Genomic DNA, 23,528 nt, shown 5'->3' with positions numbered 1-23,528 from the left:
GGCCCTTGGCTGGCCAAGCCCCAATCCGCCCCCTCTACACCCATCGAACCCCAAACCCGCTACCCAAGTAGCATTCGTCCCCCCGTGCGCCCTCCGTACACTCAAGCCTCAGACACCCCGCGCCGGAGACCACGATGCAGCAGGCCCAAAACGATGGTGTTGTCAGCGCCATGTCCCAGGCAACCGACGCGCGGCTGGCGGCCCAGGACCTGGCGCGGCAACTGCTGCACCCGCACCTGGGCTTCGTGCTGTTCTTCTGTTCGGCCGAATACAATCTACGCGAGCTGGGCGAGGCCCTCGAACAAGGTTTCGGCGGCATCCGCCTGGTCGGTTGCACCAGTGCCGGCGAAATCACCCCGCTGGGCTACGGCCGCAATTGCGTGACGGCAGTGGGGTTCGATCATCGGCATTTCTCCATCGCCACCGAACTGATCGATGAAATGGAGCGCTTCAGCCTGATCGACGCCCAACAGCGGGTCGAGCGCCTGGTCGGCACCTGCCGCAGCAATACCCTGGCGCCGATCAAAGGCCACAGCTTTGCCCTGACCCTGCTCGACGGCTTGTCCAGCCGCGAGGAGATGATCCTCGCCGCCCTTAGCGCAGCACTGGGGGACATCCCGCATTTCGGCGGTTCGGCCGGCGATGACAACTACCTGACCCGCACCCATGTGTACTTCGGCGGCGCCTTCCACAGCGGTGCGGCGGTGGTGGTGCTGGTCAACACCTGGCTCGATTTCGAAGTGTTCACCACCCACCACATCCTGCCGCGCCAGGAAAAGCTGGTGGTGACCGGCGCCGACAGTGCCCAGCGCCGGGTCTTCGAGCTCAATGCCGAGCCCGCTGCCGAGGAGTACGCCCGGCACATCGGCGTGCCGGTGGCCGAGCTCGATCACCGGGTTTTCGCCGCCCACCCGCTGGCAGTACGTCTCCACGACCAGTACTACGTGCGGGCGATCCAGCAAGTGCACCCGGACCTGAGCCTGAGCTTCTACTGCGCGGTGGAGAACGGCATCGTGCTCACGGCCATGGCCCCAGGGCCACTGTTGCCAAACCTGCACAACGTGTTCGATGGCTTGCACCGGCGCCTCGGCCCGTTGCTGCTGACCATCGGCTGTGACTGCTTCCTGCGGCGCCTGGAGCTGGAAGCCCAGGGCAGCCTGGCGCAGGTCGGCGGGTTCTTGCGCGAGCAGCGGGTGATGGGCTTCAACACCTACGGAGAGCAGTTCAATGGCATGCACATCAACCAGACCTTCACCGGGGTCGCCATTGCCCGCAACCGAGCTGCGCTCAGCCGCTGAACTGCAGGCCGAGGTCGCCCGGCTGCAGCACGAAAATCATAAGCTGCAGCGGATCAATGGCGCACTGATCGAGCGCATCGAGTCCGGCGTGACGCGTGGCAACGACCCGTACGCGGCGTTCCAGCATTCGGTAGTGCTGGCCGAGCAGGTGCGTGAACGCACCGATGCCCTGAACCAGGCCATGGCCGAGCTCAAGGCCGGCAACCATCTGCTCGGCGAAGCCCGACTGCGGGCCGAGACGGCCCACCAGCACCTGATAGACGCCATCGAAAGCATCTCGGACGCCTTCGTGCTGTTCGATCAGAACCAGCGGATCGTGCTGTGCAACAGCCGCTTCAAGGCCTTCTGGGCCAACACCCGGGTGCGCATCATTGCCGGCATGCGCCTGGCCGAGGTCAAGCGGCTGATGACGGCCAGTGGCCTGTTCAGCGAAGAAACCCGCGGGCACGCCGACGAGCACCTGCTGTACCGGCTGTACAACGGGCGCTGGCTGCAAGTCAGTGAACGGCCGACCTGCGAAGGCGGGCGGGTGATCCTGTTTACCGATATCACCGAGGTCAAGCTCAGCGAAACCCTGCGCCGCGAGCAGGCCGTGGCACAGAAGTCGCACCTGTTGCAGCGGGCGGTGGACAACCTGTCCCAGGGGGTGGCCATGGTCAATGCCGAGGGGGTTCTGGAACTGTGGAACCGGCGTTTTCTGGAGCTCAGCGGCTTGGCTCCAGTCGCTGCCCACCGGCCCTTTGCCGAGGTGATCGGCGACAGCGAACTGAGCCTGTTGACCCCAGACAGCCGCGACGCCAACGGGCGGGTCATCCACGAGTGCGAACAACGCCTGTACGACGGGCGCATGCTGGAAATCCGTACACATCCGCTGCCCACCGGCGGTTTCGTCAACACCTTCACCGATATCACCGAGCGCTACCAGCACGCCGAAGCCCTCAGCGAAAGCGAGCGCTGGATACGGCTGATTACCGACCATGTGCCGGCGCTGATCGCCTACCTCAATGCCGACCTGGTCTACGAGTTCACCAACAAGGTCTATGAACAGTGGTATTGCTGGCCGCGCGGCGTAATGCTCGGGCAGAGCCTGCGCGAGGCCCACAGCGAGCAGCATTACCAGCGCCTTGAAGCCTACGTGGCGCGGGCGCTGGCGGGGGAGAGCGTGACGTTCGAGCTTGCCGAAACCAACATCAACGATCAGGAGCGCTACATGCTGCGCTCCTACGTCCCCAACCGCCTGGCCAACGGTGAAGTGGTGGGGATCTTCGTGCTGATCCGCGACATTACCGAGCGCCGCAAGACCGCCGAGGCCCTGCACCAGGCCTACCAGAACCTGGAGCAACGGGTGCGCGAGCGCACCGCCGAACTGACCCGCCTCAACGACCAGCTGCTGCGCGAGATCGATGAGCGCAGCCACGCTGAATCGCGCTTGCGCGAGGCCAAGCGCGAGGCCGAGCAGGCCAACCTGTCGAAAACCAAGTTCCTCGCCGCCGTCAGCCATGATCTGCTGCAACCCTTGAACGCGGCGCGGCTGTTCACCAGCGCCTTGCTCGAGCGCCGCGAGCCGCAACAGAGTGTTCAATTGGTGCGTAATGTCAGCAATTCCCTTGAAGACGTGGAAAACCTGTTAGGCACCCTGGTGGACATTTCCAAGCTTGATGCCGGGGTTATCAAGGCCGATATCGCACCCTTCGCCCTCAGCGAGCTGATGGACAACCTCGCTGCCGAGTACGCCCAGGTGGCGCGCAGCGAAGGGCTTGAGTTGCACTTCGTGGGCTGTTCGGCCGTGGTGCACAGCGACATCCAGCTGCTGGCGCGGATCCTGCGCAACCTGCTCAGCAATGCCATCCGCTACACCCGCAGTGGCCGCGTGGTGCTGGGCTGTCGGCGCCAGCACCGCGGCCTGTGGATCGAGGTGTGGGACAGCGGGATCGGCATCGCCGAAGAACGCTTTGACGAAATGTTCCAGGAGTTCAAACGTGGCGATGTGCAGCGCCCGGACCAGGACCGAGGCTTGGGCCTGGGTTTGGCTATCGTGGAGAAGATCGCCGGCATCCTCGGCCATCGGATCCGTGTGCGCTCATGGCTCGGCAAGGGCTCGGTGTTCGCTGTCGAGGTGCCGCTGAGCGCCACCGCGCCCAAGCCACAGCCGAGCCTGGCAATCAGCGAGCCGATGCTCGAACGCCTGCGCGGGGCGCGGGTCTGGGTGCTGGATAACGACGCGGCGATCTGCGCCGGCATGCGCACGCTGCTGGAAGGTTGGGGTTGCCGGGTGGTCACGGCACTCTCGGAGCAAGACCTGGCGCGCCAGGTGGACAACTACCACGCCGAAGCCGACCTGCTGATCGCCGACTACCACCTGGGCAACGGCTGCAATGGCGTTGATGCGGTGGCGCGGATCAATGCCCGCCGTGCGGTGCCGTTGGCGGTGATGATGATCACCGCCAACTACAGCAACGAACTCAAGCAACAGATCCGTGAGTTGGGCCACACCCTGATGCACAAACCGGTGCGGCCGATGAAACTCAAGACCGCGATGAGCCACCTGCTGGCCGGCAACGCCACGCAGCCTGATCAGCGGCGTAGGTAGTCGCCGAAGTCGATATCGCCGGCACTGAGGATTGCCTGTACACGATTGTGCACATTGAGTTTGCGCAGAATCGCCGAGACATGGGCCTTGACCGTGGTTTCGGCGATATCCAGGGTGTAGGCGATCTGCTTGTTCGACTCGCCCTTGGTCATGCGTTCCAGTACCAGCAGTTGCTTGCGGGTCAGGGCCTGGAGCATCTCCGGCGGGAAGCTCGGGGCCTCGTTCAGGCGTCGGCTGGTGCCGGGCTTCTGGGCGCGGATGATGTCTGGGGGCAGGTAGACATTGCCGTTGAGGATCTGCTCGATCGCTTCGATCATCTGTGAGCGCGGCGAGGACTTGGTGATGAACCCCACGGCGCCATAGGTGATGGCCTGCAGCACGATCTGTTTTTCCTGCTCGGCCGAGACGATCACCACCGGTGTGGTCGGTGCCTCGTTGCGCAGGGTGATCAGGCCATTGAGGCCGTGCATGCCTGGCATGTTCAGGTCGAGCAGGATCAGGTCGAGGTCGTCATGCGCTTGGGTCAGCGCCAGGGCGCTGTCCAGGTCGGCAGTTTCCATGACTTCGCTGCCTTGGAAACCATCGCTGATGACGTTGTGGATGGCTTCGCGAAACAGTGGGTGATCGTCGGCAATCAGAATTTTGTACATGGCCTTTTCACCTCGTTGTTATTGGATGGGGCGGGCACGCGTTCGCAGGCGGTCAGTTCAGGGAAAGGGCTCTGGCTGCGCGGCTTGCAGCGGCAGCTTGGCGTTTTGCCAGGCGTCCAGGCCATCGCGATACCAATACAGGTTCTTATAGCCCAGGGTCGCTGCGCGTTTTACCGCGTTCCAGCTTAACCAGCAATCGGCGCGGCAGTAAAAGACCAGCGGTTGATCCACATGGCCGCCGGTGGCTTTTTGCAGATGGCGTGCGAAGTAGGCTTGCCAGGGCGGGCTCAGCTCACCGTCACCGGTGTTGGCCAGCCAGTAGCTGCCGGGGAGGTTGGTGTGGGGGTGGTCTTCGATGAAGCGCCCTTGCAGCCATTGCCGGCGATAGACATCGACCAGTACCGGCCTGGGCTGTTGCCCCAGCAGGCCCTGCAGTGTGGCGGTATCGATAACCTGGGCGCCCTCGACCTGGTGCGGGGTCGGGCTGCGATAGAGGGCGGTGCGATAGCCCTCGGCGGAGAACAGCGGCGTCGTGTCGGCCTGGGCGACGCCCAGCGACAGACTCAGCGAAAGGGCCGCCAGCAAAGGGCGCGGCAGCCTGGGCAGGGCACGTGGCATGGGCTTTGTCCTTTTTGTTATAGGCCCATTACATGCCAGCAGGGGTGCTTTGTGAATGCGACGATAGACAGCAAAGCCAGTACTAAAGTAGTAGTTGGCCGTGGCTGATGACCCCAGTGGGTTGCGGGCCTATGCAGAAAGTAGCGGTTACCCGGCACCAAGGTAGTAAATCCGCTGGGGGTGCTCGGTTCTACGATGGGCAGCAGCGCACCCCAGGCTGGGCGCGCAACCCTTGAGGAGAACCGCCCATGCGCCTGGTCAAAGTGCTGCTTCTGCCGTTGCTACAGATCCGCTGGGCGGTGCGCCGGGGCAGGGGGTTGCTGGATGAGCTGGCCCAGGCCCAGGCCGCCAATGCCCAGCTGACTCAGGCCCTGCTGGCGGTGCAGGAGCAGGAGCGCACACGGCTGGCGCAGGCCCTGCACGACGACCTCGGGCAATACCTGGCGGGCATCCGCGCCCAGGCCTGCCTGCTGCGCAGGGTGGCCGACCAGCCTGCGCGGGTGGAGCAGACCGCGCAGGCCCTGGCACTCCATTGCGAATACCTGCAGCAGGGCTTTCGTGCGCTGGTGCACGACCTGTATCCGGTGGCCTTGCACCAGGTACCGCTGGCCGAAGCCTTCGGCCAGTTGGTAAGCCAATGGCAGGCCAGCCAGGGCATCGATTGCCGCCTGCGGGTCGCTGAGCACCTGCCGACGCTGAGTGGGGCAAGCCGGGTGCACTTGTATCGGTTGCTGCAGGAGGCGTTGACCAATGTCGCCCGGCATGCCGGCGCCAGCCAGGTGCGGGTACGCCTGCAACGCAGCGCCAAGGGCGTGCGCCTGCTGATCCGCGACAACGGCTGCGGCGCATGCCAGCCCCAGCGCCCCGGGGTGGGGCTGCATTCGATGGCCGAGCGCGCCCGCAGCCTGGGCGGCGAATTGCGCATCCTCAGCCGGCCGGGTGCCGGTTGGGCGTTGGCCCTGAACATGCCCGTGGAGGTCTGATGAATATCGTCCTGGTCGATGACCACGCGGTGGTCCGTCAAGGTTACGCCAGCCTGCTGCGGGCAGTGCTGCCGGCGTTGCAGGTGCGCGAGGCCGCCAGCGGCGAAGAGGCCCTAGCCCGGGTTCAGGAGCAAGTGCCGAACCTGGTGATCATGGACTTTGGCTTGCCAGGCATCAGCGGCCTGGAAACCACCCGCCGCCTGCGCCAGCGCCTGCCACAGTTGCGGGTGCTGTTTTTCAGCCTGCACGATGAACTGCCCCTGGTGCGCCAGGCGCTGGATGCGGGGGCCTCGGGTTACCTGACCAAGAACGCGGCGCCCGAGGTGTTGATCGAAGCGGTGCAGCGGGTGTTGGCCGGGCATGCCTACATCGAACAAGCGTTGGCCACCCAGCTGGCGTGTACCCCACAACAGCGCGCCAGCGACCCGCGCATGCGGCGCATGACCCAGCGTGAAATGGAGATTTTCGTGATGCTGGCCAAGGGCACACCGATGCGGGTGATTGCCGAGCAGTTGTGCATCAGCGCCAAGACGGTGTCCAACCACCTGACGTTGCTCAAGAGCAAGTTGCAAGTCAGTTCCCATGCCGAGCTGGTGCATCTGGGGATCGACATGGGGGTGGTGAGGGTGGCGGGGTGAGGGTGGGGATGAGGATTGTGGGGGGGCACACAAAAAATCTGGCAGCCCCTCCCAACTCATTTATCCCAAGTCTCAGGACACCCCGCACACCCCTCCATATTCGCCTCCTGGAAATTCCCATAATGCTGCCGCGCCCCGCGCAAGTCGGCCCCTGCCAGGTTGCTCTGGCCAAACTTGGCTTCCTGCAGGTTGGCATCGCCAAGCTTGGCCCCTTGCAGATCAGCCTTGCTCAGCCAGGCCATCTCCAGGTCCGCCGCCTGCAGGTTGGTCTGGTGCATCTTCGCCCCAGAAAGCCGGGCGAACTGCAGGTACGCAGCGCTCAGGTCGGCACTTTCAAACTGCGCACCTTGGGCGAACAAGCCCCAGCCTTGAATGGCAATGAGCCGGGCATGGCTCAGGTCTGCCAAGCGCAGGTTGCTCTGCTGCAGGCTGGCGCGGGTCAGGTTGGCGCCCTGCAAGCGGGCTTTTTCCAGGTTGGCCAGGTCCAGCTGGGCATGGCGCAGGTCGGCCTCGCGCAGGTCGGCGCCGGCCAGGTTCATCTTGCGCAGGTCCTGGTTGGCCAGGTTGGCGCCACGCAGATTGGCCCCCGGGCACTGGCTCGCTTCGGCGATGACACAGCCGTTGACGGTCAAGGGGGTATCGTTGCCATCGTCGTCGGCGTTCGCGGCCAGGGCAGGTGTCAGGGCCAGCAGCAGGGCAAAAGTCAGGTAGTTCATGGCAAAAGGCTCTCGGCGAAAGGAGGGCTGTTGCGGGGCGCGGGCTGGCCGCGCCCCGCAGGGATCAACGCTGAGCGGTCTTGGTGTCCCAACTCGGGATCTTGAACACCCAGAACGAGCCGCCCTGGGCCACCGGCTTGGTCAGCTCGGCCATGTCGCCACCCCACAGCGGCACGGCGCCGCCGTAGCCCACGGTCACGCCGATGTACTGCTCGCCGTCCTGTTCCCAGGTGATCGGCGGCGAGACGATGCCGCTGCCGGTCTGGAACTTCCACAGCTCCTTGCCCGTCTTGGCGTCGAAGGCCTTGAAGAAGCCGTCGCCCGTGCCGGTGAACACCAGGTTGCCCTTGGTCGCGAGTACGCCGGCCCACAGCGGCAGGTGCTCCTTGTGCTCCCAGACCAGCTTGCCGGTGCTCGGGTCCATGGCGCGCAAGGTGCCGACGTGGTCGTCGTACATGCGCTTGATGCGAAAACCCATGCCCAGGTAGGCCGAGCCCTTCTTGTAGTTCACCTCCTCGGTCCAGTACTCCTCTTTCCACTGGTTGCCGGGGATGTAGAACAGGCCGGTGTCCTGGCTGTAGGCCATGGGGTTCCAGTTTTTACCGCCCAGGAACGGCGGCGAGACTTCCACTGGCTTGCCCTTGGTTTCACCCGGTAGTGGCTTGGCCGGACGCTGGCCGGGGTTTTCGACCGGGCGCCCGGTCTTGAGGTCGATATGGCTGGCCCAAGTGATGTTGTCGACGAAGGGGAAGGCGTTCTGCAGTTTGCCGTTGTTGCGGTCCACCACGTAGAAGAATCCGTTGCGGTCGGCGTGGCCGGTGGCTTTGACCACCTTGCCGTCCTTGTCCTTGTAGTCGAACAGCACCAGTTCGTTGTTGCCGGAGAAGTCCCAGGCATCGTTCGGCGTGTGCTGGTAGAACCACTTCACCTCGCCGGTGCTCGGGTCGACGCCGACCTGGCCCGAGGTATAGAGGCTGTCGTAGTCGTGGGGGTTGCCATCCTTGGAGGTGCGCGCCCAGGTATTCCAGGGGCCAGGGTTGCCTGCGCCGACAATGATGGTATTGCTCTCGGCGTCGAAACTGGCGCTCTGCCAAGGGGCGCCGCCGCCGTGGCTCCAGGCCTCGACCTTGCCGGTTTCGGTGGTGGCGTCGTCTGGCCAGGACGGCGCCTTGACGTCGCCGGTCGGCGTGCTGTCCTTGCCGTTCAGGCGGCCCATGTGGCCCTCCACGAAGGGCCGCATCCACACTTCTTCGCCCGTGTCCGGGTCACGGGCAAACAGCTGGCCGACCACGCCGAACTCATCGCCGGAGCTGCCGTGGATCAGCAACACCTTGCCGCTGGTCTTGTCCTTGATCAGCACCGGGGCGCCGGTCATGGTGTAGCCGGCGCTGTGGTCGCCGAACTTCTTGTTCCACACCACCTTGCCGGTGCGCTTGTCCAGGGCGATGAGGCGGGCGTCGAGGGTGCCGAAGTAGATCTTGTCGCCGTAGATCGCCGCCCCGCGGTTGACCACGTCGCAGCACGGGCGAATGTTGTCCGGCAGGCGGTGGTTGTAGGTCCACAGGCGTTTGCCGGTCTTCGCATCGAGGGCGAACACCCGTGAGTACGAGCCGGTGACGTAGACCACACCGTCGCTGACGATGGCCTGGGATTCCTGGCCGCGCTGCTTCTCGTCGCCGAAGGAATACGACCAGGCCGGGGTCAGCTTGAACACGTTCTGGTCATTGACTTGGGCCAAGGGGCTCCAGCGCTGGGCGTTGGTGCCCATGCCGTACTGCAGTACGTCCTGGGTGGTCAGGTGGTCGTTGGCGATGTCTTCCCAGGTCACGTTCTTGCCGGCCGGTGCCGCAGGCGCGCTGGCCGCCGTGGCCGCCGTGCAGAGGGCCAGGCTACCGGCCAGCAGCAGGGCCCGCACGCCCAGGGCCAGAGGGGAAAGGGCGGGTAGCGATCTTATTGTCATGGTTGCAGTTCCCTGTGGAGTTTTGGCCTGCACAGGGTGGGGCGGGGCGGCTGTCGGGGATACGGAAAAAGTCCCGCACTTGCCGGGAAAAGTTCCCGGTCGGCACCTCATTTGGCCCTTCGCCACAAGCCCTACTACCAAGGGAGTACGGCCCGGCCACCAAAGCAGCATACGGCCGCCTGCGGGCTGTTTCTAAGATGGCGGCACGGCCTCTGTGGTTGAGGCCTTGCGTGCAACTTGAGGGCATAACAATGACAACAAAACGCAACGTCTTGCTCGCTACAGGCCTGCTGGCCGGCGCTTTGCTGACCGGTACGGCCTGGGCCCATGGCAACGTGGTGCCCCAGGCAGTGGAAACCAAGGGCTTGACCCCGATCAAGGACGCCGGGGTCAGCCTGGACGGCGACGGCTGGGCGGCGGTCAACCCGTATCGTACCTCCGCCGAGCACGACAAGGCCGTGGAAATCGGCGCCTCGGCGTACAACCAGAACTGCGCTGCCTGCCATGGCCTGGAAGCCAAGTCCGGCGGCATCGCCCCGGATTTGCGCATGCTCGATGTCGGCGAGGCAGGGGATGAGTGGTTTGTCGAGCGGGTGCGCCACGGCGCGGTGCGTGACGGGCGGGTGTACATGCCAAAGATGGCCGACTACCTGAGCCAGGAAGCCCTGTGGGCAGTGCGCACCTACCTGGACAGCGTGCACGTCGAGGAGTGACAACCCTAGGAGCAGGTGATGAACTGGCGAACGACTATGCTGCTGGCCTGCTGGATGCCCTGGGCAGCGCAGGGCCTGGCCACTGAAGCGAGTGCCCACCCGGACCCGGTACCGTCGGTGATGTGGGACTTCTACCACAAGCAGTTGCTGGGGCAGGCCGCTTTCGTCTTCGATGATCGGGTCAAGCTGCTGGCGCCGCCCTTTGCCGAGGACGCACGCCAGGTGCCGCTGGAAATCGACGCCCGGGCGTTCGCCGGCGAGGTGGTACGCATCATTGCCTGGGCCGAGCTCAACCCGCTGCCGCGCATCGTCGATTTCGAGCCGGGCGAGCGCGTGCTGCCGTGGCTGTCGGTGCGCATCCGCATTGAGCAGGCCACGCCGCTGCGTGCGGCGGTGCTGACCCGCGACGGCCTTTGGCATGTCGGCTCGACCTTGATCGATGCTGCAGGTGGAGGCTGTACGGCGCCCAGCGTGGTGCGCAGCCAGCCCGGCTGGGAGGAACACCTGGGTGAAGTGCTGGGCGGTCGCTACCCGCGAGGCGATACCAGCCGCCTGCGTTTGCAGGTGGCCCACCCGATGGACAACGGCCTGGTCAGCGGCATCCCCGAATTCTTCCTAAACCATGCCGAGTTGCAAGACGCGGATGGCCAGCGCCTGGCCAGCCTGGAACTGTACCCGGCGGTCAGCGAAAACCCCAACCTGGGCTTCGATATCCAGGGCCCTGGGCTGACCCGGCTGGTGTTGCAGGACAACAGTGGCAACCGCTTCGAGGCGACCGTTCGTTGAGCGTGTTGCTCGCTTTCATTCCCTGACCCGAGGCGCCCGCCATGCGTTGGACCTTGCTGTTGCTGCTATGCCTGGGCCTGCCGGCCTGGGCCGACCTGGACTATCGCCTCACGCCCCGGCAGATCGCGCAGGGTACCTGGTTGCTGGAGGGCAGCACCGACAATTTCGCCAAGGGCAATGGCGGCAATGTCGTCAACACGGCGTTCATCGTCACCGACAGCGGCGTGGTAGTGATCGACAGCGGGCCGTCCAAACGCTATGGCGAAGCTATGCGCCAGGCCATTGCCGCGACCACCGACAAGCCGGTGGTCGAACTGCTGTTGACCCACCATCACCCCGACCATGTGTTGGGCAACCAGGCCTTTGCCGATGTGCCCATCGGCGCACTGGCAGGCACCAGCGAGCTCTTGCGCCATCAGGGCGACGCCATGGCCGAGAACATGTACCGACTGGTCGGCGACTGGATGCGCGGCACCGAGGTGGTGCTGCCGACCCGAGTGCTGGAACCAGGCGTTCATGAGGTTGGCGGCCACCGGCTGCGGCTGTTGGCGTTGGGCGGGCATACCGGCGCTGACCTGGCGATTTTCGATGAGCAGACGGGCGTGCTGTTTGCGGGTGACCTGGTGTTCCATGAGCGTGCTCTGACCACGCCCAACAGCCCGGGGCTGGAGGTTTGGCTCAAGGACCTGGATACCCTGCAAGCCTTGCCCTGGAAGCGGGTTGTACCCGGGCACGGGCCGGTGGCCAGCGATGCGCGGCCGTTTGCGCAGATGCGCGACTACCTGGGCTGGCTCGATGGCCTGATGCGTGAGGGTGCAGCGCGGGGGGATGACATGATCGAGATGATCCGCAGCCCGATTCCCGAGCGGTTTGCCAGTATCAGCTTGAGCCGGTATGAATTGATCCGCAGTGTCAGCCATCTTTATCCGCGTTACGAACGTCAGCGGTTGCAGCGCGTTGATGGGGGTAGGGTGGGGTTGTAGGGATCAGGATATACGCACCACCACAACCCTCAAACTGAACCCCCGATCCTTCGTGCCCTTACTACCAAATGACGAGACCTCCACTGCCAACGATGCATTCGTCCGGCACGCGGAGCTTTTTACCATGGCTCCATCGCCCGTCGTCGGACAGGCATCGACCCGCAGAGGCTCAGCATGATCTACGCACAACCCGGAACGCCAGGCGCTGTCGTGGCCTTCAAACCCCGCTATGGCAATTTCATCGGCGGCGCGTTTGTGCCACCGTTGGGTGGCCAGTACTTCACCAACAGCTCGCCGGTCAATGGCCAACCGATTGCCGAATTCCCACGCTCCACTGCCCAGGACATCGACCTGGCCCTGGACGCCGCGCACGCCGCCGCCGAAGCCTGGGGCAAGACCTCGGTGCAGGAGCGCGCGCGGGTGCTGCTGAAGATCGCCGACCGCATCGAGCAGCACCTGGAAGTGCTCGCTGTGACCGAAAGCTGGGACAACGGCAAGGCCGTACGCGAAACCCTCAATGCCGACGTGCCGCTGGCAGCAGACCACTTTCGTTATTTCGCCGGCTGCATCCGTGCCCAGGAAGGGGGCGCGGCAGAGATCAACGAACTGACCACGGCCTACCATTTCCATGAACCGCTGGGCGTGGTCGGGCAGATCATCCCGTGGAACTTCCCGCTGCTGATGGCCGCCTGGAAACTCGCCCCGGCCCTGGCCGCCGGTAACTGCGTGGTGCTCAAACCCGCCGAGCAGACGCCCTTGTCGATCACGGTGTTTGCTGAGCTGATCGCCGACCTGCTGCCCGCCGGTGTGCTGAACATCGTCCAGGGCTTCGGCCGTGAAGCCGGCGAGGCCCTGGCCACCAGCAAGCGCATTGCCAAGATCGCCTTCACCGGTTCCACCCCGGTGGGCTCGCACATCATGAAGTGCGCGGCCGAGAACATCATCCCGTCCACCGTGGAGCTGGGCGGCAAGTCGCCGAATATTTTTTTCGAAGACATCATGCAGGCCGAACCTGCGTTCATCGAAAAGGCCGCCGAAGGCCTGGTGCTGGCGTTCTTCAATCAGGGCGAGGTTTGCACCTGCCCGTCACGGGCGTTGATCCAGGAGTCGATCTACGAACCGTTCATGGCCGAGGTGATGAAGAAGATCGGCAGGATCACCCGCGGCAACCCGCTTGACACCGAAACCATGGTCGGCGCCCAAGCTTCGCAGCAGCAATACGACAAGATCCTCTCCTACCTGCAGATCGCCCAGGACGAGGGCGCGCAGTTGCTCACCGGCGGCGGCGCCGAGCGGCTCGACGGCGACCTGGCCAGTGGGTACTACATTCAGCCGACCCTGCTCAAGGGCCACAACAAGATGCGCGTCTTCCAGGAAGAGATCTTCGGCCCGGTGGTGGGCGTGGCCACCTTCAAGGACGAAGCCGAAGCCTTGGCGATCGCCAACGACAGCGAGTTCGGCCTGGGCGCAGGGCTGTGGACCCGCGACATCAACCGCGCCTACCGCATGGGGCGGGCGATAAAGGCCGGTCGCGTGTGGACCAACTGCTACCACCTGTACCCGGCGCATGCGGCGTTTGGTGGTTACAAGAAGTCTGGGGTGGGCCGCGAGACCCACAAGATGATGCTCGACCATTACCAGCAGACCAAAAACCTGCTGGTGAGCTACGACATCAATCCGCTGGGCTTCTTCTAAGCGCACACAGGCCCAGCGGTAGGGTGCCGCTGGGCCTGGATGCAACGACGCACGCGGGGAGGGCTCTGGGTGGGCGCCTCCCCGCGCGCGTCACCCGTTTGCGTAATGTCCCGTGTCACCCCCTACCAACGCACCCCGCAAACTCGTTCCAAAGTAGCATTCGGCCCCGTCGCCCCCCGTGCATTAATGCCTCTACCGGAATCGCCCGGCATTAGAAGAGGACTGCCCCATGTGGACTAAACCCGCTTTTACCGACCTGCGCATTGGCTTCGAAGTGACGATGTACTTCGCCAATCGTTGATGGCCTTGCGGCCATCGTTGCGATGGCCGTTTCTTCTCTGGGAATTGCAGCCCATGCTGGACATCCTCAAGTTCAAGCTCGATGTGCTGTGGAGCATGCTCGATGCCATGAGCATGGCGTATGGGCTGCAGCGGCTGCCGTATCACAGCGTCACTCGGGACAACGTCTGGCATCGGAGGATTACCCTGTGAAGCTGATCGAGCGTGAGCAGGTGCTGGGCTTGCGCCGCGGTTTTCGCCTGCAATGGGAGCCACGCCAGGATTGCCATGTGCTGCTGTACCCCGAAGGCATGATCACCCTCAATGCCAGCGCCGGCTGGGTCCTCGAATTGCTCGACGGCCAGCGCAGCGTGGCGCTGATCATCGACAGACTGGCGCAACGCTTCCCCGGCGTGTCGGGGCTGGATGAAGATGTGCTGGCGTTTCTGGAGGTGGCTCGTGCCAAATACTGGATCGAATGAGCCACGCCCGGGGCCGCCGCTGTGGTTGCTGGCGGAACTGACCTACCGCTGCCCGCTGCAGTGCCCGTATTGTTCCAACCCGCTGGACTTTGCCCAACAGGGCGAGGAGCTGACCACTGAAGAATGGATCCGGGTGTTCCGCGAGGCGCGGGCGATGGGCGCCGCGCAACTGGGCTTCTCTGGCGGCGAACCGTTGGTGCGCCAAGACCTGGCAGTGCTGATCGAGGCCGCGCGGGGCATGGGTTACTACACCAACCTGATCACCTCCGGCATCGGCCTGACCGAACAGAAAGTCCGCGACTTCAAGCGCGCCGGGCTTGACCATATCCAGATCAGCTTCCAGGCCGCCGACGAGGCGGTCAACAACCTGCTGGCCGGCTCGCGCAAGGCGTTCGCGCAGAAGCTGGCGATGGCCCAGGCGGTCAAGGCCCAGGGTTATCCGATGGTGCTGAACTTCGTGACCCATCGGCATAACATCGACCAGATTGCCGAGATCATCGAGCTGTGCCTGGCCTTGCAGGCGGACTTCGTCGAGTTGGCGACGTGCCAGTTCTACGGCTGGGCCGAGCTCAACCGTGCAGGCCTGTTGCCGACCCGTGAGCAGTTGCAACGGGCCGAACGCATTACCCAGGGTTATCGCCAGCGGTTGGAGGCCGTGGGACATCCATGCAAGCTGATTTTCGTCACGCCGGACTACTACGAAGAACGCCCCAAGACCTGCATGAACGGCTGGGCCAATTTGTTTCTCGACATCACCCCGGATGGCACTGCGCTGCCGTGCCACAGCGCCCGGCAGTTGCCGGTGAGCTTCCCCAACGTGCGCGAACACAGCATCGAGCATATCTGGAACGACGCCTTCGGCTTCAACCGTTTTCGCGGCACGGCCTGGATGAAGGAGCCCTGCCGCTCCTGCGATGAAAAGCACCAGGACCTCGGTGGCTGCCGCTGCCAGGCCTACATGCTCACCGGCGATGCGGCCAATGCCGACCCTGTGTGCAGCAAGTCGCCGCACCACGGCGTCATCCTCAAGGCCCGGGAGGAGGCGCAGGCAGCGGGGCAGGGCATGGTGCAACTGACCTTGCGCAACGAAAAGGCGTCGCGCCTGATTTTTCGGGGCTGAGCCCTTGCCACCCTTTGGTCTGGTTGCTTTCGTTGCGGGATGCTTTACGCTGGCGGTTACCTTTCAGAACAAAAAAAACAGGCTTTCCGATGAGCCAGAGTTTCAGCCCGCTTCGCAAGTTCGTTTCGCCTGAAATCATCTTTGGTGCCGGCTGCCGGCATAACGTCGCCAACTACGCCAAGACCTTCGGTGCCCGCAAGGTGCTGGTGGTCAGCGACCCCGGCGTGATTGCCGCCGGTTGGGTGGCGGATGTCGAGGCCAGCCTGCAGGCGCAAGGCATCGATTACTGCCTGTACAGCGCCGTGTCGCCCAACCCACGGGTCGAAGAGGTAATGCTCGGCGCCGAGATCTACCGGGAAAACCACTGCGACGTGATTGTCGCCGTCGGCGGCGGCAGCCCGATGGATTGCGGCAAGGCGATTGGCATCGTGGTCGCCCACGGGCGCAGCATCCTTGAGTTCGAAGGCGTGGACATGATCCGGGTGCCCAGCCCGCCACTGATTCTGATCCCCACCACGGCCGGTACCTCGGCCGACGTCTCGCAGTTCGTGATCATTTCCAACCAGCAGGAGCGCATGAAGTTCTCCATCGTCAGCAAGGCCGTGGTGCCGGACGTTTCGCTGATCGACCCGCAAACCACCCTGAGCATGGACCCCTTCCTGTCTGCCTGCACCGGCATCGACGCGCTGGTGCATGCCATCGAAGCCTTCGTCTCCACCGGCCGCGGCCCGCTGACTGACCCCCATGCGCTGGAGGCCATGCGCCTGATCAATGGCAACCTGGTGCAGATGATCGCCAACCCGGGCGATATCGCCCTGCGCGAGAAAATCATGCTGGGCAGCATGCAGGCCGGCCTGGCGTTCTCCAATGCGATTCTTGGCGCGGTGCACGCCATGTCCCACAGCCTGGGCGGGTTCCTCGACTTGCCCCATGGCTTGTGCAACGCCGTGCTGGTGGAGCACGTGGTGGCGTTCAACTACAGCTCGGCCCCGGAGCGCTTCAAGGTGATTGCCGAGGTATTTGGCATCGACTGCCGCGGTCTCAACCACCGGCAGATCTGCGCGCGCCTGGTGGACCACCTGATCGCGTTGAAGCGCGCTATCGGCTTCCATGAAACCCTTGGTCTGCATGGGGTGCGCACGTCCGACATTCCGTTTTTGTCGCAGCACGCCATGGGTGACCCGTGCATCCTCACCAACCCTCGTGAGTCGAGCCAACGTGATGTCGAGGTCGTCTATGGCGAGGCCCTCTGACGAGCAGCAGCGGGCGCTGGCCGGGCTGTTGGGGCTGGGCGACCACTCGGCGCGCAAGAGCCATTACCCGGAACTGGCGGCGCGCCTGGACGAACTGGAAGCCGAGCGCAACCGTTACAAATGGCTGTTCGAGAACGCCGTCCACGGGATTTTCCAAGCCAGCCTGCAAGAGGGCATGCGTGCCGCCAACCCGGCGCTGGCTCGCATGCTCGGCTACGAGAGCCCGCAGGCGGTGTTGTTTTCCCTGACCGACCTGGCCGCCAACCTGTTTGTCGGCGGTGCCGAGGAGCTGCACGCCATTACCGCGTCCCTAGCACGTGAACACAGCCTGCATGGCTACGAAACCCGTTTGCGGCGCAAGGACGGCAGCCACCTCGATGTGCTGATGAACCTGCTACTCAAACCCGGCCAGCAAGGGCTGGTGGAAGGTTTTGTCGCCGACATCACCGAACGCAAACAGGCCCAGCAGCGCCTGCAACAACTCAATGACGAACTGGAGCAGCGGGTGGCTGCCCGTACCGATGAACTGCTGGAGGCCAACCGCAACCTGCAACAGCAGATTACCGAGCGTAAACAGATCGCCCGAGCCCTGCGCGACGCTCGCGACGCCGCGGAAACCGCCAACCGCAGCAAGGACAAGTACCTGGCTGCTGCCAGCCATGACCTGCTGCAACCGCTCAATGCCGCACGCCTGCTGATCTCGACCTTGCGCGAACGGCCATTGCCGGAGGCCGAGCAGGTGCTGGTGGAGCGTACCCATCAGGCTCTGGAGGGCGCCGAAGACCTGCTCACCGACCTGTTGGACATTTCCCGGCTCGACCAGGCGGCGGTCAAGCCTGACGTGGCGTTGTACCGCCTCGATGAACTGCTCGGGCCGCTGGTCTCGGAATTCCGCTCGGTGGCCGACGCGGCAGGCCTTAAACTGCGGGCACGCATCGGTGACTACGCTATCAGCACCGACCTGCGGCTGATGACGCGGATCCTGCGCAACTTTCTCAGCAACGCCTGCCGTTATACCGACCAGGGCCGGATCTTGCTGGGGGCCAGGCGTCGCGGCGCCTGCTTGCGCCTGGAGGTGTGGGACACCGGGCGTGGCATTGCGCAGGATCGGCTGGAGGCCATTTTCCTTGAGTTCAACCAATTGGACGTTGGCCGCGCCGCTGATCGCAAAGGCGTAGGCCTGGGTTTGGCCATCGTTGAGCGGATCGCCAAGATTCTCGGTTACCGGATCCAGGTGCGGTCATGGCCCGGCCGTGGCTCGATGTTCAGCATCGAGGTGCCGATCGGCGAGAAAGTACCGTTGCCAATCCACAAGGGCGCGCCGCAGCCCGGCGCCGGTAACCCGTTGCCCGGCCGCCGGCTGCTGGTGCTGGACAACGAAGTGAGCATTCTCGAAAGCATGCGCGCGCTGCTGGCTCAGTGGGGCTGCGAGGTGGTGACCGCGACCGACCAGGCAGGGGCCTTGTTGGCCTTGCAGGGGCAGGCTCCGGAGCTGATCCTGGCGGATTTCCACCTGGATCACGGGGTTGTGGGTTGCGAGGTGGTCCGGCACTTGCGTGAGCATTTCAACGCCACCATCCCTGCGGTGATCATCACCGCAGACCGCAGCGATCAGTGCCGGCGTGCTTTGCAAAAGCTCGGTGCGCCGCTGTTGAACAAGCCCGTCAAACCGGGGAAATTGCGCGCGGTATTGAGCCAGTTGCTGGGTTAACAGGCCCCTGCAGCCAAGGTGAACGTCACGACTGGAGCTCGGCCGCCGTGTTCTTCTTCCAGCCCCTGAGGTTCATGAGGCATAGCACTACCTGCAGCACAATCAACGCCCAAGCCTGAGCGTGCCAGCCCCAGACTGACCACAGTAGGTTGCTGGCAATGAAACAGCAGAAGCCAAGCTTGCGACGCCCGGCGCGGCGCGAGCCTATGCACCAGGCGGCCAGTACCGTGACCGCCATGGCAGGCCATTCCAGCAATTCGATCCAGTTCGCCATCAACGCCAACCCCAACGCATTTTCTTACTGGGCGCCTGCCAGGGCGAGCCGAGAGGGCCCCGGCACGGTGCACTCGATTCAAGCGGCGCGCTGCTCGCTCTTGAGCAGTTTCTTCTGCGCTTCCATGGCCAGCCCCAGCTCTTCAAGCTGGCCCTTGCCCAGCAGCTTCTTGGCCGTCGGGAACAGCTCGCCTTCCTCTTCTTCGATGTGATGCTCCAGCAGCTCTTTCATCACCTTGACCCGCCCGGCGAATTCGAGGGTGCCGGTTTCGGTATGAAGCAGATCAGGCAGCACCAATGAATCGACGGTGCGGTGCTCTTCCTTCGCTTCGTAATACATCTTGGCTTCTTCCTTGCCACCGGCCTGCTTGATCGCCGGGTAGAGGATGTCTTCCTCCAGGGCGGTGTGGACTTGCAGTTCCTGTTCAATCCGATGCAGCAGTTCAGCACGTTTCTTCACGGCACGTTCAGTGGTCGAAGACAGTTCTTCCAGCAGCTTTTTAACCACGTTGTGGTCTTGAACCAGCAGATCGATAGCATTCATGTCGTCACCTCAGTGCGGGCGGGTTAATACAGACTTACTAGGCATTGAGTCGACCGTGTGCAGCAGGGTTCAACAAGGATGATGGTTGGCGTGCTTGTCTTGGGCGTGGAGGTGTTGCGAAGATCAAGCGCCGCCCGCGCGGCGCTCGATCTGACAGGCGCTAAAAATGCACTGGCGAGCACCTTGTAGCCCAAATGCAATCCCCCCCAAAAAAAACAGGGAATTTCGAATTGGCATGGAAATCTCATGGTAACTATGAGAAATAGTTCATCTCATTAACCCTGTTTCAACCTCCTACCAAAAATAAGCAGAAGGGGGCTTCATGAGTTGTCTGATTTGCGCGGGAAGTGCCGAATCCGTCGAGTGTTCGACGGGGTGGGAAGAGCGTCACTGTTCGCAATGCGGGTGCTACCGAATGTCCCAAGCGCTGATTCTGGTGATGATGGAAGAGGGGCAGATCTTCGATACCGCACGGATGCGTGAGTGGCTGACGACGCGGCGCAGTGTGGTGCCCGTCCCGTCTATCGAGGTTCACCAAGCCATCCTGGTTCAGTAAACCCAGGACGAGACTGTGGCCCTCATGAAGTGTCCGTTATTCAGGCGCGGTCCCCGCGCAGCCAGCGCTCGTAGTAGTGACCCAGTCGGGTCAGCCCATACAGGGGCATCGCTGTCCTTTAACGCACCTAACGCCATTTTCCAGGCCACGGCCTCGCTGGTCTGGCCATAGCGCTCGATGGTTTGCGGGTTCACATGCAAGAGACGTGCAGGCCCCTTGAGCGATGCAAGGGGCTGCAAGGGGCAGGTTCAGCCTGCCAGGGCGCTGATCAACTGCTGGTTGAACGCGGGAATATCATCTGGCTGGCGGCTGCTGATCAGGTTGCCATCAACCACCACCTGTTCATCCACCCAGGTGCCGCCGGCGTTGCGGATATCATCCTGCAGTGTCTTGTAACTGGTCATCCGCTTGCCTTCGACCAGGCCACTGGACACCAGTAGCCATGCACCATGGCAGATCACCGCTAATGGTTTACCGGCCGAATCGTGGGCTTTTACCAGTTCCTGCGCGCCGGCTATCAGGCGAATGGTGTCGGAGTTTTGTACGCCGCCAGGCAGTACAAGGGCATCGTAGAGGTCGAGCTGGGCATCGTCGAAGGTTGCATCCACGGTAAATTCGTCGGCAGGCTTGTCATGATTCCAGCCGCGAACGGTGCCTGGCGTGTCACTCAGGATATCGACCACTGCGCCGTTATCTTTCAAGGCATCACGAGGACCGGTCAGTTCCACCTGTTCGAAACCATCGGTGACCAGAAAGGCCACGCGCTTGCCACTGAGTTGCGCACTCATCGGGTATCTCCTTTTATCAATACACCTGAGAAAGAAGGCCTGCGACAAGCAAGCAAAGTTCCGACGCTGTGCGTCAGCGTCCTCACATTTTTTTGTACAGGGGTGCATCCAAACAGGACGGTGGCGGGTAATCAGGACAGGGCCGCCTTGCTGCAGCCCCGACCCCCCCCTATCAGGAGTTTGCACGATGACCTTCACATCCGTTTCCTGCTCGCTCGTCGCTGGCCTGGCCCTGGTTCTGGCCTCACACACAGCCCACGCTCAACAAGGCCTGCCTGATGCCGTGAAGGTGCCCGAAGGCCACAAGGTGGTCCTGGAAACCGTGGGCGTGGGCGAAATCACCTACGAATGCCGCGACAAGGCCAGCATGCCGGGGCAGACCGAGTGGGTATTCGTAGGCCCGAAAGCGGTGCTCAATGACCGTTCGGGCAAGGCAGTGGGCGACTACTTCGGCCCGCCTGCCACCTGGCAAGCCAAGGACGGTTCGAAAATCACCGGGACCCAGCTCGCTGTGGCGCCCGTGGACAAGACCGCGCTGCCGTATCAACTGGTGAAGGCCAACCCCGCCGAGGGCCCGGGTGCCATGCACGGCGTCAGCTACATCCAGCGCGTTGCGACCCGTGGCGGCGTTGCGCCGCAAAGTGGCTGCATGGCGCAGAACAAAGGCGAGCGACAAATCGTCAAGTACCAAGCTGACTACGTGTTCTGGGCCGCCAAATGATCGATGTTGTGGCAGCCGGCGGGTGATTGATCATCTACCCTTACCGCCAGACCTGGCCTCAAGGCTGGGGCTGCACTCGGTAATGCTAGGAGTGATCGAACGTTGAACCTGCCTGTTACCCCTTTCGATTTTCAGGCATGCCTGGCGGCGTGCGCTCAAGGCGATCGGCGCGCCTTGCAGGCGCTCTACACCCATGAAGGCGCACGCTTGCTGGGCGTCACGCGGCGCATCGCCAGGGATGACGCAACCGCCGAGGATATCGTCCACGATGCCTTCATCCGCATCTGGACCCGCGCCGCGAGTTTCGACCCGGCGCGCGGTTCGGCACGGGGTTGGATCTACAGCATCACCCGGCACCTGGCGTTGAATCACATACGTGACGTGCGCTGTGAAGTCGCTTTTGACGAAAGCGATATCGACGCCATCGGCGCCGTGTTCCCGGGTGCCGATGATGAGGCATGGTCGGGTTCGAGCAGGATCTACCGCTGCCTGGAGCAACTGCAGCCGTCACCTCAACGGTGCATCCTGCATGCTTATGTGGACGGGTGCAGCCACATCGAGATCGCTAGCCTGCTCGACGCGCCACTAGGTACCGTCAAAGCCTGGATCAAGCGAAGCCTCAAGGCTCTCAGAGAGTGCATGGGATGAAAGCGGATGCTGCCGATCAAGACCAGGACGCGCTGGAGGCGCTGGCAGGGGAGTACGTACTCGGCACACTGCCTGCCGACCAGCGCGCGGCGCTGGCCGCGCGCATGGCGCATGACCCGCGCCTGCAGCGGGCTGTGGATGCGTGGGAAGAACGCCTGCTGGCCCTGACCCGTGTTGCCCAACCCTCGACACCCAGCCCCCGCTTATGGGGGCGTATAGAGCGCAGCCTGGACGAGCGCGCGGGGTGGTTTGCCAAACCGTCCGTGGCGTGGTGGCAGCGTCTTCGCCTGTGGCAAGGGGTGAGTGCCGTGGGCATCGCAGCGAGCCTGGTGCTGACGTTTCTGTTGCTGGTCAGCCAGGCACCGTCGCCGCGCTACCTGGTGGTGCTGGTTGCACCGACGGACCAGGTGCCGGGATGGGTGGTGCAGGCAAGCGATGGGCGGGCCTTGGAGCTCATCCCCCTGGGCCAGGACGCTGTACCTGACGGCATGGCGCTGCAGTTCTGGACCAAGGGCTCGCAATGGCCCGCGCCCGTTTCGCTGGGGCTGATCAAGCCAGGCGAGCAATACCGCGTCCCCGCCAGCAGCATGCCGCCTTTAGAACCCGACCAACTGTTCGAGCTGACGCTTGAAAAAGCCGGTGGCTCGCCCACCGGGCGGCCGACCGGGCCGGTGAAGTTCATAGGCCGTGCGGTGAAGGTTATTTGAGCATGGAGGCTGCTCGGTCGCCAGCCGACGGCATGCTTCGACCTCGCTCATTGGGCCATGAAATCCCGTGGGGGTGGCGTGAGTTCGGCCAGCAGGTTTTTCAAGCCATCACCCCATTGCTTGCGGATCTGGCTGTAGTAAGGGTCGTCATGATGAATGCGAACCGGCTCCCTGGCTGTGCAGCTGTCTTTGCCATACACCAGCAGATCCAGGGGCATGCCCACGGACAGGTTGCTGCGGATGGTGGAGTCGAATGAGATCAGGCCGCAGCGCACCGCCTCGTCCAAGGGCGTGTGGTAGGTGAGATTACGGTCCAGGATCGGCCTGCCGTACTTGCTCTCGCCCAATTGCAGGAAGGGGGTGTCTTGGGTGGCCTGGAAGAAGTTGCCCTGGGCATAGACGTTGTAGATGCCCATAGGGCTGCCAGCGATCTGCCCGCCCACCATGAACGAGGCGCTCAGATCGATCTGGGCTGTCAGCTTGCTGCGGTCACGGGCGACCACTTCGCGCAGGGTTTCGGCCACCAGCACCGTTGCATCGTAGAGCGTGGCGACGTTCAGCAAGTGGGTGCCGGCGCCCCCCCGGCTGCGTTGTTCGAGCAGGTTGACCACCGATTGCGAGGTGGCGAGGTTGCCGGCGGTCTGCAGGACGATCAGCCGCTCGCCGGGCACGCTGAAAATGAACAACTTGCGAAACGTGGAGATCTGGTCGATGCCGGCATTGGTGCGTGAGTCGCAGATGAATACCAGCCCGTCCGCCACGTGCATAGCGACACAGTAGGTCATGCTGTTTACCTTGTGCTTTGAATGGAGGGCC

At 63.6% G+C, this 23,528-nt stretch carries 24 protein-coding genes and 3 pseudogenes; 18 read left to right on the top strand and 9 right to left on the bottom strand.

Annotation, left to right across the window (positions count from 1 at the left end):
• Positions 1 to 134: 134 nt before the first annotated feature.
• Together nosP and nahK are read left to right on the top strand one after the other, a co-directional pair.
• Positions 135 to 1,298 carry a nitric oxide-sensing protein NosP gene (gene nosP / locus HU770_RS16440; RefSeq protein ID WP_186660877.1) on the top strand — a complete coding sequence of 388 codons (1,164 nt, stop codon included), beginning with the start codon at positions 135 to 137 and terminating at the stop codon, positions 1,296 to 1,298.
• Positions 1,228 to 3,888, top strand: coding sequence for a hybrid sensor histidine kinase/response regulator NahK/ErcS' (gene nahK / locus HU770_RS16435; protein ID WP_077068451.1), 2,661 nt, complete (start codon positions 1,228 to 1,230; stop codon positions 3,886 to 3,888). The genes nosP and nahK overlap by 71 nt, the downstream gene beginning before the upstream one ends.
• On the opposite strand, the gene HU770_RS16430 is transcribed toward nahK, so the two are convergent.
• The gene (locus HU770_RS16430; RefSeq protein ID WP_033698488.1) at positions 3,873 to 4,538 is read right to left on the bottom strand and encodes a response regulator transcription factor; all 666 of its coding nucleotides are present in this window, start codon (positions 4,536 to 4,538) and stop codon (positions 3,873 to 3,875) included. The two genes, nahK and HU770_RS16430, sit on opposite strands and share 16 nt — an antisense overlap.
• 57 nt (positions 4,539 to 4,595) lie before the next feature.
• A complete protein-coding gene (locus tag HU770_RS16425; protein ID WP_186660875.1) occupies positions 4,596 to 5,156 on the bottom strand; it encodes a PQQ-dependent catabolism-associated CXXCW motif protein in 561 nt (186 codons plus the stop codon).
• Positions 5,157 to 5,422: 266 nt separating this feature from the next.
• On the opposite strand from HU770_RS16425, the pseudogene HU770_RS16420 reads away from it, so the two are divergent.
• Positions 5,423 to 6,139: pseudogene (locus HU770_RS16420) on the top strand (sensor histidine kinase); the annotation flags it as partial.
• A complete protein-coding gene (locus HU770_RS16415) occupies positions 6,139 to 6,777 on the top strand; it encodes a response regulator transcription factor (protein ID WP_186664279.1) in 639 nt (212 codons plus the stop codon). The pseudogene HU770_RS16420 and the gene HU770_RS16415, both read left to right, overlap by 1 nt.
• A gap of 56 nt (positions 6,778 to 6,833) precedes the next feature.
• On the opposite strand, the gene HU770_RS16410 is transcribed toward HU770_RS16415, so the two are convergent.
• Together HU770_RS16410 and exaA are read right to left on the bottom strand one after the other, a co-directional pair.
• Positions 6,834 to 7,493 carry a pentapeptide repeat-containing protein gene (locus HU770_RS16410; protein WP_186664277.1) on the bottom strand — a complete coding sequence of 220 codons (660 nt, stop codon included), beginning with the start codon at positions 7,491 to 7,493 and terminating at the stop codon, positions 6,834 to 6,836.
• 64 nt (positions 7,494 to 7,557) lie between these two features.
• Positions 7,558 to 9,453: a quinoprotein ethanol dehydrogenase gene (exaA, locus tag HU770_RS16405; protein WP_095064532.1), complete on the bottom strand. Its 1,896-nt coding sequence runs from the start codon at positions 9,451 to 9,453 to the stop codon at positions 7,558 to 7,560.
• Positions 9,454 to 9,704: 251 nt separating this feature from the next.
• Between exaA and pedF the strand changes: the two genes are divergently transcribed.
• The 10 genes and pseudogenes from pedF to HU770_RS16355 all read left to right on the top strand — a co-directional run bounded on the left by pedF (position 9,705) and on the right by HU770_RS16355 (position 18,475).
• A complete protein-coding gene (gene pedF, locus HU770_RS16400) occupies positions 9,705 to 10,166 on the top strand; it encodes a cytochrome c-550 PedF (protein ID WP_047583160.1) in 462 nt (153 codons plus the stop codon).
• Between the two features lie 18 nt (positions 10,167 to 10,184).
• Positions 10,185 to 10,952: a quinoprotein dehydrogenase-associated SoxYZ-like carrier gene (locus HU770_RS16395; RefSeq protein ID WP_095064530.1), complete on the top strand. Its 768-nt coding sequence runs from the start codon at positions 10,185 to 10,187 to the stop codon at positions 10,950 to 10,952.
• Positions 10,953 to 10,993: 41 nt separating this feature from the next.
• On the top strand, positions 10,994 to 11,935 hold the full coding sequence (locus HU770_RS16390) for a quinoprotein relay system zinc metallohydrolase 1 (protein WP_186664275.1): 942 nt from the start codon (positions 10,994 to 10,996) through the stop codon (positions 11,933 to 11,935).
• A gap of 174 nt (positions 11,936 to 12,109) precedes the next feature.
• Positions 12,110 to 13,630 carry an aldehyde dehydrogenase family protein gene (locus HU770_RS16385; RefSeq protein ID WP_186664273.1) on the top strand — a complete coding sequence of 507 codons (1,521 nt, stop codon included), beginning with the start codon at positions 12,110 to 12,112 and terminating at the stop codon, positions 13,628 to 13,630.
• A gap of 229 nt (positions 13,631 to 13,859) precedes the next feature.
• Positions 13,860 to 13,931: a pyrroloquinoline quinone precursor peptide PqqA gene (gene pqqA, locus HU770_RS16380; protein WP_003253598.1), complete on the top strand. Its 72-nt coding sequence runs from the start codon at positions 13,860 to 13,862 to the stop codon at positions 13,929 to 13,931.
• Positions 13,932 to 13,978: 47 nt separating this feature from the next.
• Positions 13,979 to 14,122, top strand: a pseudogene (locus tag HU770_RS27100) (pyrroloquinoline quinone biosynthesis protein C); the annotation flags it as partial.
• The gene (pqqD, locus tag HU770_RS26975; protein ID WP_186656103.1) at positions 14,119 to 14,391 is read left to right on the top strand and encodes a pyrroloquinoline quinone biosynthesis peptide chaperone PqqD; all 273 of its coding nucleotides are present in this window, start codon (positions 14,119 to 14,121) and stop codon (positions 14,389 to 14,391) included. The pseudogene HU770_RS27100 and the gene pqqD, both read left to right, overlap by 4 nt.
• Entirely contained in the window at positions 14,369 to 15,511 is a 1,143-nt protein-coding gene (gene pqqE, locus HU770_RS16365; protein ID WP_186664271.1) for a pyrroloquinoline quinone biosynthesis protein PqqE, read from the top strand. Before pqqD ends, pqqE begins: the two co-directional genes overlap by 23 nt.
• Before the next feature lie 89 nt (positions 15,512 to 15,600).
• A complete protein-coding gene (gene ercA / locus HU770_RS16360) occupies positions 15,601 to 16,764 on the top strand; it encodes an alcohol dehydrogenase-like regulatory protein ErcA (protein WP_186664269.1) in 1,164 nt (387 codons plus the stop codon).
• Entirely contained in the window at positions 16,748 to 18,475 is a 1,728-nt protein-coding gene (locus HU770_RS16355) for a NahK/ErcS family hybrid sensor histidine kinase/response regulator (RefSeq protein ID WP_186664267.1), read from the top strand. Before ercA ends, HU770_RS16355 begins: the two co-directional genes overlap by 17 nt.
• Before the next feature lie 25 nt (positions 18,476 to 18,500).
• On the opposite strand, the gene HU770_RS16350 is transcribed toward HU770_RS16355, so the two are convergent.
• Positions 18,501 to 18,749, bottom strand: coding sequence for a hypothetical protein (locus tag HU770_RS16350; RefSeq protein WP_186656090.1), 249 nt, complete (start codon positions 18,747 to 18,749; stop codon positions 18,501 to 18,503).
• 78 nt (positions 18,750 to 18,827) lie between these two features.
• Complete coding sequence (locus HU770_RS16345; protein ID WP_033698471.1) at positions 18,828 to 19,292, bottom strand: hemerythrin domain-containing protein; 465 nt, start codon at positions 19,290 to 19,292, stop codon at positions 18,828 to 18,830.
• A 415-nt stretch (positions 19,293 to 19,707) separates the two neighbouring features.
• On the opposite strand from HU770_RS16345, the gene HU770_RS16340 reads away from it, so the two are divergent.
• A complete protein-coding gene (locus tag HU770_RS16340; RefSeq protein WP_186664265.1) occupies positions 19,708 to 19,848 on the top strand; it encodes a hypothetical protein in 141 nt (46 codons plus the stop codon).
• A 40-nt stretch (positions 19,849 to 19,888) separates the two neighbouring features.
• Here the strand turns inward: HU770_RS16340 and HU770_RS16335 are convergent.
• Both HU770_RS16335 and HU770_RS16330 read right to left on the bottom strand, forming a co-directional pair.
• A pseudogene (locus HU770_RS16335) lies at positions 19,889 to 20,054 on the bottom strand (CinA family protein); the annotation flags it as partial.
• 42 nt (positions 20,055 to 20,096) lie between these two features.
• Entirely contained in the window at positions 20,097 to 20,636 is a 540-nt protein-coding gene (locus HU770_RS16330) for a type 1 glutamine amidotransferase domain-containing protein (RefSeq protein ID WP_186664263.1), read from the bottom strand.
• Between the two features lie 187 nt (positions 20,637 to 20,823).
• On the opposite strand from HU770_RS16330, the gene HU770_RS16325 reads away from it, so the two are divergent.
• The 3 genes from HU770_RS16325 (at position 20,824) to HU770_RS16315 (ending at position 22,712) form a co-directional block, all read left to right on the top strand.
• The gene (locus HU770_RS16325) at positions 20,824 to 21,357 is read left to right on the top strand and encodes a DUF3455 domain-containing protein (RefSeq protein WP_186656079.1); all 534 of its coding nucleotides are present in this window, start codon (positions 20,824 to 20,826) and stop codon (positions 21,355 to 21,357) included.
• A gap of 102 nt (positions 21,358 to 21,459) precedes the next feature.
• Positions 21,460 to 22,005 carry a sigma-70 family RNA polymerase sigma factor gene (locus HU770_RS16320; protein ID WP_033698465.1) on the top strand — a complete coding sequence of 182 codons (546 nt, stop codon included), beginning with the start codon at positions 21,460 to 21,462 and terminating at the stop codon, positions 22,003 to 22,005.
• The gene (locus HU770_RS16315; protein WP_186664261.1) at positions 22,002 to 22,712 is read left to right on the top strand and encodes an anti-sigma factor; all 711 of its coding nucleotides are present in this window, start codon (positions 22,002 to 22,004) and stop codon (positions 22,710 to 22,712) included. Before HU770_RS16320 ends, HU770_RS16315 begins: the two co-directional genes overlap by 4 nt.
• A 47-nt stretch (positions 22,713 to 22,759) precedes the next feature.
• Here HU770_RS16315 and HU770_RS16310 read toward each other — a convergent pair whose 3' ends face one another.
• Entirely contained in the window at positions 22,760 to 23,497 is a 738-nt protein-coding gene (locus tag HU770_RS16310) for a proteasome-type protease (protein WP_186664259.1), read from the bottom strand.
• Positions 23,498 to 23,528: the final 31 nt, after the last annotated feature.

This window comes from Pseudomonas sp. SWRI68, from assembly GCF_014269165.1.
Classification (GTDB): Bacteria; Pseudomonadota; Gammaproteobacteria; order Pseudomonadales; family Pseudomonadaceae; genus Aquipseudomonas; species Aquipseudomonas capeferrum.
Note: the sequence above shows the minus strand (reverse complement) of the source record. Positions and strands in the feature narration are given on the sequence as shown.